Annotated in this window: 12 protein-coding genes; 11 read left to right on the top strand and 1 reads right to left on the bottom strand. The window is 58.4% G+C overall.

What is annotated here, in order from left to right:
• The 7 genes from A9Q02_RS05410 to A9Q02_RS05380 form a co-directional block, all read left to right on the top strand.
• The coding region (locus A9Q02_RS05410) for a transposase (protein ID WP_141508731.1) at nucleotides 1-158 on the top strand (158 nt) is incomplete at its 5' end.
• 241 nt (nucleotides 159-399) lie between these two features.
• A complete protein-coding gene (locus tag A9Q02_RS05405; protein WP_097651336.1) occupies nucleotides 400-708 on the top strand; it encodes a DUF433 domain-containing protein in 309 nt (102 codons plus the stop codon).
• Between the two features lie 5 nt (nucleotides 709-713).
• A complete protein-coding gene (locus tag A9Q02_RS05400; protein ID WP_097651335.1) occupies nucleotides 714-1,061 on the top strand; it encodes a DUF5615 family PIN-like protein in 348 nt (115 codons plus the stop codon).
• Nucleotides 1,062-1,354: 293 nt separating this feature from the next.
• Nucleotides 1,355-2,185 (top strand): hypothetical protein, encoded by an 831-nt coding sequence (locus tag A9Q02_RS05395; RefSeq protein ID WP_097651334.1) that lies wholly within the window; start codon nucleotides 1,355-1,357, stop codon nucleotides 2,183-2,185.
• Nucleotides 2,186-2,191: 6 nt separating this feature from the next.
• Nucleotides 2,192-2,386, top strand: a complete 195-nt coding sequence (locus tag A9Q02_RS24815; protein ID WP_097651333.1) for a hypothetical protein — start codon at nucleotides 2,192-2,194, stop codon at nucleotides 2,384-2,386.
• 265 nt (nucleotides 2,387-2,651) lie between these two features.
• Nucleotides 2,652-3,182 (top strand): hypothetical protein, encoded by a 531-nt coding sequence (locus tag A9Q02_RS05385; RefSeq protein ID WP_097651332.1) that lies wholly within the window; start codon nucleotides 2,652-2,654, stop codon nucleotides 3,180-3,182.
• A 21-nt stretch (nucleotides 3,183-3,203) separates the two neighbouring features.
• On the top strand, nucleotides 3,204-3,620 hold the full coding sequence (locus A9Q02_RS05380) for a type II toxin-antitoxin system VapC family toxin (RefSeq protein WP_097651331.1): 417 nt from the start codon (nucleotides 3,204-3,206) through the stop codon (nucleotides 3,618-3,620).
• A gap of 25 nt (nucleotides 3,621-3,645) precedes the next feature.
• Here the strand turns inward: A9Q02_RS05380 and A9Q02_RS05375 are convergent, their stop codons facing one another.
• The gene (locus tag A9Q02_RS05375) at nucleotides 3,646-5,094 is read right to left on the bottom strand and encodes a M43 family zinc metalloprotease (RefSeq protein ID WP_172450661.1); all 1,449 of its coding nucleotides are present in this window, start codon (nucleotides 5,092-5,094) and stop codon (nucleotides 3,646-3,648) included.
• Nucleotides 5,095-5,419: 325 nt separating this feature from the next.
• Here A9Q02_RS05375 and A9Q02_RS05370 point away from each other — a divergent pair, with 325 nt between their 5' ends.
• The 4 genes from A9Q02_RS05370 (at nucleotide 5,420) to A9Q02_RS05355 (ending at nucleotide 9,279) form a co-directional block, all read left to right on the top strand.
• Nucleotides 5,420-6,064 (top strand): FHA domain-containing protein, encoded by a 645-nt coding sequence (locus tag A9Q02_RS05370; RefSeq protein WP_097651329.1) that lies wholly within the window; start codon nucleotides 5,420-5,422, stop codon nucleotides 6,062-6,064.
• Between the two features lie 68 nt (nucleotides 6,065-6,132).
• On the top strand, nucleotides 6,133-6,975 hold the full coding sequence (locus A9Q02_RS05365) for a histone deacetylase family protein (RefSeq protein ID WP_245860369.1): 843 nt from the start codon (nucleotides 6,133-6,135) through the stop codon (nucleotides 6,973-6,975).
• Nucleotides 6,976-7,091: 116 nt separating this feature from the next.
• On the top strand, nucleotides 7,092-7,379 hold the full coding sequence (locus tag A9Q02_RS05360; protein WP_097651327.1) for a PspC domain-containing protein: 288 nt from the start codon (nucleotides 7,092-7,094) through the stop codon (nucleotides 7,377-7,379).
• 118 nt (nucleotides 7,380-7,497) lie between these two features.
• A complete protein-coding gene (locus tag A9Q02_RS05355; protein ID WP_172450658.1) occupies nucleotides 7,498-9,279 on the top strand; it encodes a peptidoglycan DD-metalloendopeptidase family protein in 1,782 nt (593 codons plus the stop codon).
• Nucleotides 9,280-9,432: the final 153 nt, after the last annotated feature.

Genomic DNA, 9,432 nt, shown 5'->3' with positions numbered 1-9,432 from the left:
TCTTGGTGCTCCCAAAGCGCTGGGTTGTGGAACGAACCTTCGCGTGGCTGACCCAGTGCCGCCGCTTAAGCAAGGACTACGAGGTTCTGCCAGCCACGAGCGAGGCGATGATCTCCCTTGCCATGACCCGCGTGATGCTCCGGCGGTTGGCCGCATGACCCTTTTCAGACAGCTTCTTAGTATTACAACGAGACTTTTTTACCGCAGAGGACGCAGAGGCCAGAGAGATGGTTGCCGCACAACCTCCTCCTCTGCGTTCTCGGCGCCCTCTACGGTGCGTTCCGATGCATACGTTGTAATATTAGGCACCTCCGCTTTGGGGCCTCCGCCTCCTTGTGCGGTCGACGGAATGCTATAATGGGAGCCAACGTGAGACGCTGATGCGCAAAGGAGTTGCTGATGGCACTGGTGGAAACACGGTATGAGCATATCGTCTTGGATGACGCCGGAGTCCCCCACATCGACGGCACCACCATGAAGGTGATCGAATTGGTCCTGGAGTCAACGGCCTACGGTTGGAGTCCTGAAGAACTCCATTTCCAGCATCCGTACTTGACCTTGGGACAGATCCACTCGGCCTTGGCCTACTATTGGGATCATAAGGATGCCTTGGATCAGGATATCGCTCGACGACGGGCACAGGTTGAGGAGTTGCGGCGCGTCACACCCCCTGCACCGTTCGTTGCCCGACTCAAAGCGCAAGGCTAAGCGGCATGCCGCTCAAACTGTACATGGATCATCACGTGCCGCGGGCGATTACGCTGGGGTTACGCTTACGCCATGTCGACGTCCTCACCGCGTATGAAGACCACGCCCACGACATTGCTGATAGCGATCTCCTCGACCGGGCAACGGCATTAGGCCGAGTCCTCTTTAGCCAAGATGATGATCTGCTCGCCGAGGCAACCGCGCGGCAGGCGACGGGAATCAATTTCGGCGGTGTCATCTACGCGCATCAGCAGGATGTCTCGATTGGGCGCTGTGTGCAGGATTTAGAGGTAATTGCGCTGGTGGGCACCGAAGCCGACGTGGCGAATCGGGTCATATACCTTCCGCTATAATCTATGCATACCTCTTTGAGAAGCCATATACATCCTTCAGGTGCAAACAATACGCCGGCTGCCGCCGAACAACGTGTTGCAGCCGACCCGCTGGATCGGGGCGATTTTGTAATCCAGAAGCGGCAAAAACGCCTTCCCGATCTATCGAACTTGTACCTTCCAGCGGGCGGCTGAGCGTGAGCGTTGGATGGCAGGTCAGCGTTTGAACTATTGGTTACAGTAAAACAGTATCCTCCCCAAAACCGCTGGACAAAGGGTGACAGCGGAGCCAAGGTCTGGTACACTTCCTGCATATGCAGATTCCTGACATCAACCCCGACACCATTCCTGATGTGGCCACGCGCCAGATCGTGATCCAGTTGCTGAACGTCATTGAGACGCTCGCCGCTGAGAACGCGGCCCTGCGGGTTGAGATCCAGCATCTGCGTGATGAGAACGCACGGCTGACGGGACGGTCGGCGAAGCCGGACATCAAACCACCCACGCCACCAAGCCCTCCCCCGGCGGATCATTCCTCGGAGGCCGAGCGCCGCACGCGCACGCCCCGCAGCAAACCCACGAAAAATGCGACCCTGACCGTCACCCACGAGGAACGCTGCGTGGTTGACCCCGCGACCCTGCCAGCGGATGCGGTGCGGCACGGCACGACGGAGTTCATCGTGCAACGCTTGCACATGGCGGTCGAGGTCGTCCGGTTCACCCGCGACGTGTGGTACTTCCCCAGCACAAACACGACCATCACCGCCCCGTTGCCACCGGGCTACCAGGATGGCGCGAACGTGAGTCGACCCGCGTTGCTGACCTTCCTGCGGGATGTGGGCCTGACGATTGGCACCGGCACGGTGGCGCGGATGCTGCTGGATCCGGATGGATTCTGGGCCGACGAAGCGGCGGCCATCCATCAGACCGGCCTTGCCACGGGGTCGTGGGTCGCCACCGATCAGACCGGAACGCGCGTGCATGGGCAGAACGAGGTCTGCCACGTCGTGGGCAACGCCCTGTTCACCAGCTACCACACCCGTCCCGGCGGCACGCGCCAGGATGTGTTGGCGGTGCTGAAGCATCCCGACATTCCGCTGCATAATAACGCTATGGAACTGGCGGCTCGTCGCCGCGTGCGCTAACGGGATGTGAGCTTCGGCCCCCAATCACGAACGGGGGCGCGGGCCTGGGATACCTTCCAAACCCTGGCGGCCACGGCAGCGAAACTCGGCGTGGGCTTTTTCCACTATCTCCGCGACCGCATCGTCACGCCTGCAACCACCCCTACCTTAGCCGAGCAGTTGGCCCAACGGGCGGGTGTCCCGGTGCAACCGACGGCCTGATCCAGCGGTTTTGGGGAAGATACAAGATAACCTCATACACCCCTTAAAAAGTGCTCGTTTTCGTGTGATCCAGCAAATTGCAATTCGATAGTGCCGCCCAACACGCCGCTGTAGCTGACCGCCTGCGGCGTGCGTACCCGCCGGCATTTTGACAGATCGTATCGTGCGGCGCACCGGGCGGCAGCTAAGCGGCAGCATGTTGGGCGGATTGAGAGACCCGAAATAGAAGCGGGAGATAAGTGTAGTGATAGAAAGGATGCCACGTATGTCGTGGATAAGTGAATACCACAGGGTTTGGCGGGTGGCCATTCTAGTGTTGCTCCTGTTGGCATTTCAGGGACCGTGGTTCTTCGATCAAATCCATGTGCCGTCAGAATACCCATGCGCCATCCGCCTGAAGGGGGATTTTTGTGGCAGTCCAATAGATGGAATGTATGTCCTCTGGGCAGTCGCCGGCGAACTCATCGGTAGGGGCGTGGGGTTGGTCACAGGGGCAAAGACTCCGACCGATGCAGGCAGCGCGTTCCCGTTCATTCTGGGCGCAATCGCTTTGCTGTTGACACCTGTAAGTACCGGGCTGTTGATTTGGCGGGGAGACGGCCAACGCCAGCTGATATTCCACGTAGCAGTATGGGGTTTGGCGGCTGTCTGGAGTTGGGCGTTCCTCATGTCCATGTCAGAGTTACCACCAAGTCAGTTGTGGGGGCTCTGGCTGTATGTCGCGTTGGTACCAAGTGTACTGATACTGGAGGGGGTGCTTGCCATCCCAAAGAAGCCCCATCAAACTGATCGATAATCCGCCCAACACGGCGTGCACGTGGACGGCGGGATTCACACCGCCAAAATGGCATTTTTCGTGGTTTTGGGTTTTGTCCGTTTCGGAACTGAATCCAGTCCCAATATTACCAATCACCACCTGACGGATATTTGTATATCCACCATCACGATTGCTGAGTTGCAGTATGGAGTACATAAAAGTAGGAATGTACCGCAAAATCAGCACGCCCTGGATCTCTTTCTGATCCCCTTCATCGTTCTGGAATTCGATGACAGCGCGGCACAGGCATACGGCCCGCTTCGGGTGATGTTAGAATCGCAAGGAACACCTATCGGGTCGCTCGACATGCTTCTTGCGGCACAAGCTATTGCGCACAGCTTCATTTTCGTAACAAATAACACGACAGAGTTTTCGCGCATTCCGCAACTCACGCTTGAGGATTGGACAAAACCATAGCCACTCGCGCCTTTGCGTCACATTATCACTGCATCGCAAGCGGCAAGAATATCTGATACCGCACCGCCTCACCCACCGTAACCACGCTGGTAAATGCACCTGTCACGCCCTGCAGCGACGTTACTTCGAGGACATTCGTAGCTGTACCGGTGTAGGTCATGGGCAACGTCACCACAAGCGTCTCGGACCAGATTCCGCCGGGGGCGGTGAGCGTCGTTGACCAGGTGAGTTTCCCGTCGACAAGGGGGCGGGATTCGCCAGCAAGCGTATAGGTCAGCGTCGCGGAGGGTAGGATATTGGTAATCTGCGCATCCAGCGCAACCTGACCGCTATTTTGCACGGTTAGCGTATAGGTCAAAGGCTGCCCTGCCTGAACTCGATCAGGTGGGGGCGTTTGATTGATCGCGACGGCCCCGATGTTGTAGAGCGTTGAGCGATAATTGACGAGGCTGCATACCGCCCGATTCGCCTGCTCGAGGGTAAAACGCCACATACACGTATCGTCGGTATAGTTCATAAAATTATGAATATCGTCGGGCGTGCCGCAGGTCATAGACGGCGTACAGCCATAGTGTTCTTCCTCTTCGCTGGGCGTATCGGCGATCAAATCCCCCGCCTCATAGCCATCAAAACAACCCCCACCATCAAACGTATGCAGCAAACCAAGGTAATGGCCAACTTCGTGAACCAGGGTGCGGCCCTGATCATACGGCGCGGCGTCGGGAAGATCACGCCCACCGATCACCTGATAGAGCATCACCACCCCATCGTAGACCTTGGTAACCTGCTGCTGAGGAAGGTAGGCATAGCCGAGGAAGCCGCTCGCTGTATTGACATAGACATTGAGATAGCGACTCTGATCCCAACCCAAAGCCTGCTTATAGGCAAACTCATCTTGATCCTGGAACCACGCATCATTCATCGTGCGCGTAATGCCAGCCAATTGAAAATGAATCCGGGTATTGGTACCCTGCGCGCCAGCTGTACCAGTCAAGGCCTGATAATCCTCGTTGAGCACGCGCACCTGATCATAGATGCGTTGATCAGCGATGTTGCCCGTACCATCGCTAGCATAGATAATATGGAAGACCGTCGGAATAACATAGACCTCGTTGGGCCAGTACGCCTGCTGAATCACGGTACGAGCAAGCGTACAATCGCTCGGATCAGCCTGAAGACTCGCGAGATCGTGAGGAACCTGCGTTCCACAGCGTTTGCCAAGCAGGCGAAAAGAGGGCGAAGTAAAGTAGGACGCAAAATTGGGGAAGGTCTGGTGATCAACGCTCACCTCGCCATCGCTAGAGAGGGCAACATGGCTATGCGGGCGAGGCGGGTGGAACAGCCTCGTGGCGGATGAGTCGGTCTGCGCAGAGGAAGCAGGAACAGGAGGCAGAGCAAGCGCAACCGTCACGCCGAGCAGAATTACCAGCGCAACCACAGAGGTGACGAAACGATGCGGCAGGTGGGGTTTCATAGGATTTTCCGGCCTTCTTCTCATGCAAGAACGCGGGGAAGGATGCCGTCACGATCGACTCATAACAATGTCTACCCTTGAGTATAAAACACCAGCATGACAGCGTATAGAGACTGTCAGTCCTATATGGGACTAGTACCAATACCTTGCAGAGAAGGCGGTTTTTTTGACGCAAAGACACCAAGTCACTAAGGGTTAGCGCACCTACGCGAAAAACTTTGCGCCTTTGCGTCAAAACATTGGCCTTCTTTGAAAAGGAAGGGCCTGGGGTGTCCGCCGCTCAACGACATACCCACAAAAACACGACTCGCGGTACAATAGACCTATGCAAAACGAGCATGCCATTCTTGCGCGCCTGATTGCGCTCAGTGATGATGTGACGCCGACCGAACTGTTGCTTGGTGGTGACGAGCACACGATCGGTCGCTCGATGCTGTGCGATGTGGTCATCAATCGGCAGACGGTCTCGCGCTTGCACGCCCGCATTGTGCGCGAAGGGCCGCGGTATCTGCTGCACGACGCGGGGAGTGCCAATGGCACCTTCGTCAATGGGCAACTAATCAACGGCCCGCATATCTTGAGCAATCACGATACGATTGCCCCAGGTCTGGGGGGCGAACTGCTCCGTTTCCTTGACCCTGATCCTACCGTAGTACCGCATACCCGCCTGCGCCTCGACGAGCGTACCCAGGCGTTTTATTTGGGCAATGCGTTGCTCGAATTGACCCCTAATCAGCAGCGGCTCTTGAGTCGCCTCTATCGGAGTCAGGGTGAACTGGTGAGCCGTGAGGCGTGTGCCGAGGCTATCTGGGGGCGCGACTATGACCCCGGGCTTGATGCCGAAGCACTCGACCGGGCGGTAAGTAACCTGCGTGCTGCCTTGCGCCGCGTCGGGCAAGCTGATGAACTGTTGCAAACCCGCCGCGGGATGGGCTATATCTTGACCGTCTATTTGCCTGAGAAATCCTGACGCTTCCCTTGCAGATCTTTTACTCAGATACATTTGTCTTGCCCCTCCCCGCAGGCCATCGGTTCCCGATGGCAAAGTATGCGCTCTTGCGTGAGCAGGTCGTCGCGGCGGGCCTGGTTGCGCCTGAAGCGCTGAGGGTTCCCGCGGCGGCTAATGATGCCGAACTGAGGCTGGTGCATAGCCCAGCTTACCTTGGCCGTGTCATTGCAGGCACGTTGAGTCACCAAGAGATCCGGCGCATTGGTTTTCCGTGGTCGCCGCAGATGGTCGAACGTTCGCGGCGCTCGGTGGGGGCCACCATTGAAGCGTGTCGCGCTGCTTTGCGTGACGGGGTGGCGGTTAATCTCGCTGGTGGCACACATCACGCCTTTGTTGACCACGGGGCCGGCTACTGTGTCTTGAACGACAGCGCCGTCGCTGCACGCGTTATGCAAGCCGAACAGCGCGTGCAACGGGTGGCCGTGATCGACTGCGATGTGCATCAGGGTGACGGCACCGCGGCGATTTTTGCCGACGACACAAGTGTCTTTACCTTCTCGATCCATAGTGCAACCAACTTCCCCTTTCACAAAGCGACGAGCGATCTCGACATCGCCTTGCCTGACGGCACCAGCGACGATGCCTACCTCGATGCCCTCGAAGAGGGTGTGCTTCACACTCTCGAAGCAACCCGCCCCGAGCTCGTGCTCTACCTGGCCGGGGCCGACCCCTACTTTGATGATCGCCTGGGTCGCCTCGCCCTGACGAAACATGGCCTGGCTGAACGCGACCGCATCATCTTTCACTACTGTCACGCCGCAGGCCTGCCGGTTGCCGTCGCTATGGCCGGAGGCTATGCCCGGATGATCGGCGATACCGTCGCGATCCACTTCCAGACAATCAGCGAAGCCGCCCGGTGGGCAACAAAGTAGTAGCCAGCGCCCGTACTCCGCAACATTCCCACTCCCTCTGGCGTCGTACAGGCAGACAGAAACAACGGTAATGGGAGCCACAGGGCTGCCGACACGTTACAGAAGGAGTGAACACAATGGATATTCGACGCATTACGCGGAGCCGCAACGAGCGGGTCGTGGCGGGCGTTGCTGGCGGCCTGGGAGCTTTTTTCAATATCGACCCGATGTTTGTCCGGCTGGCCTTCCTTGTCCTGGCATTTATCAATGGCATCGGCGGCGTCCTCTATCTTGTGCTCTGGCTGATTGTGCCCAACGAAGATAGCCTGACGGAAGGGCGGACGACGGTGCAAGAGGCTGCCGATGAAATGCGGATCTTTGTGGAAAACCTGGTCAACCAGATCCGCAGCGCATTTCAGCGTTAGGAATTTCATTTGTAAAAACGACCAGCGAAGCTGGTCGTTTTTACAAATGCTGATTGGATGCCAGCCCCCCCCCTGAACATTTGACCAACAGCCGTGTTTCAGCTATGCTGATGGCACTATGAAGTTGCCATTTCGCGCCATACCTGCGCTCTTGATGACGCTGATCCTTGTGGTTGCCTGTGCGGCACCCCCGCCGCCTTCCGCCACCCCGGTGGTTGAGGTGCTACCCACGCCTACCGTCGTTCCTACCCTCCCTATTGCTACGCCTGAGCAGTCGGTTGCGACCAGTGCGCCTGAGCCAACCGCTCTCCCTACCGCAACACCCGAACCTCGCGATCCGCTCTTTGATCCGCGGCGGCTCAGCTATGCCCACAATTTCAATGGGGCCGAGATCCAGGCCTTGCTGGAAGCGTATGGCAGCCCGGTACGTAACATGCGTTTTCAGATTGGCAATCGCTCTCACTCTTTCACTGATGTACTCTATAGCCTCACGACGCTCTATAGCATCAATCCTCAGGTGCTGCTTGCGTTGATGGATATGCAGAGCGGGTTAGTACGCAACCCATCGGCCGGGCCTGAGCAATTCGCTGCGGCAATGGGTTACCGTGGTGCAAACCAGGGGGTGTATGGGCAACTGCGCCGTGCCGCTCGCGAGGTACGGGCCGGCGTACGTGAATATGCGCTGCGCGGCGACAGTCCGCCACCAGCCCTGGTCTTTGCCGATGGAAGCCGTCAGGAGGTGAGTGGCGAGATCGCGTTCAATCGGTATGTGTTGGCCCGGATGCTGGCCCCGACGACAACCCCAGACATGCTTAGCCTTCGCATCGATCAATTCATCGCCAGTTATACGCGGCTCTTTGGTGACCCACGTGAGCCGCCGAGCGATTGGCCGCCCTTGGCCGAGCCCTTCCTGTACCGTCCGATGGAACGCAATTTCCGGGTGACCTCGTTTTTTGACCACGACGCTCCTTTCCTTCGTGCCAATGGTTCCCTTCATACCTTCTGGGGGCGTGAAGAGACCGACCGTGCTTTTGCCTACGACGGGCATACCGGATGGGATTATGCGATGGCTCCGCCTGATCGCATCCTCGCCGCTGCGGATGGCCTGGTCACCTTTGCCGGTAACTCTGATGATGGCTGTGCAACCGCCGCGCGGGCGGTCATTCTTGACCACGGCAATGGCTATCGGACGCTCTATTGGCACCTGGACAGCCTCAACGTCACCGCTGGGCAAGCGGTGACGCGGGGCGAGGTGCTCGGCATTGCTGGCGATACAGGTTGTTCAATTGGGGCGCATCTCCACCTGCAAGTGCAGTACCTCGGGCGTGATGTTGACCCTTATGGCTGGTGTGGGAGTGGTGAAAGCCCCTGGGTAACGAGTCCTGCAGGCCAGACGAGTGTCTGGCTTTGGGCCGATATGCCCTCGCCATGTGAAGCACCACCCCCTGGCGTCATTGTTGTACACAATGCCAGCCCAGGGTTTTTCAGCACCGAGGCCTGGCAACCACATGAAATCGGCAATGAAGGGGGTTCTTCTTTTCTTGCCACAAATTTCGCTGGAAGCAGCAGCAGGCCCTGGCAACCAGCGAGTCTCCGCCAGGCCGAGGTGGTGATCTGGGAACCAGAACTGCCTGCGGCGGGGCGCTACCAGGTGATGGCCTATATCCCGTATGCCCTCAACGGCCTTGACGAGACCCGTGAGGCTCGTTATCTGATCCGCCACCGTGACGGCGAGAGCGTGGCGGTCATTGATGCCGAGGTTGAACGCAACTGGTGGGCCGATCTGGGGATCTACGAATTTGACCCGGCTACGGCACTGGTGAGTTCGAGCAACCTGGCGGGCGATAGTCGCCGCGGGATGTGGGCTGATGCGGTGGCGTTTGTGCCCGTGCACCCGTAAGGGCACCCGCAAGGGGTGCCCGTACACCGGATGCGGCCCTCGGCCCGGTAGGGGCACCCGCAAGGGCACCCGCAAGGGCACCCGCAAGGGGTGCCCGTACACCGGATGCGGCCCTCGGCCCGGTAGGGGCACCCGCAAGGGCACCCGCAAGGG

The organism is Candidatus Chloroploca asiatica (assembly GCF_002532075.1).
In the GTDB taxonomy this organism is placed as follows: Bacteria; Chloroflexota; Chloroflexia; order Chloroflexales; family Chloroflexaceae; genus Chloroploca; species Chloroploca asiatica.
This window is presented reverse-complemented; position numbering and strand designations above follow the sequence as displayed.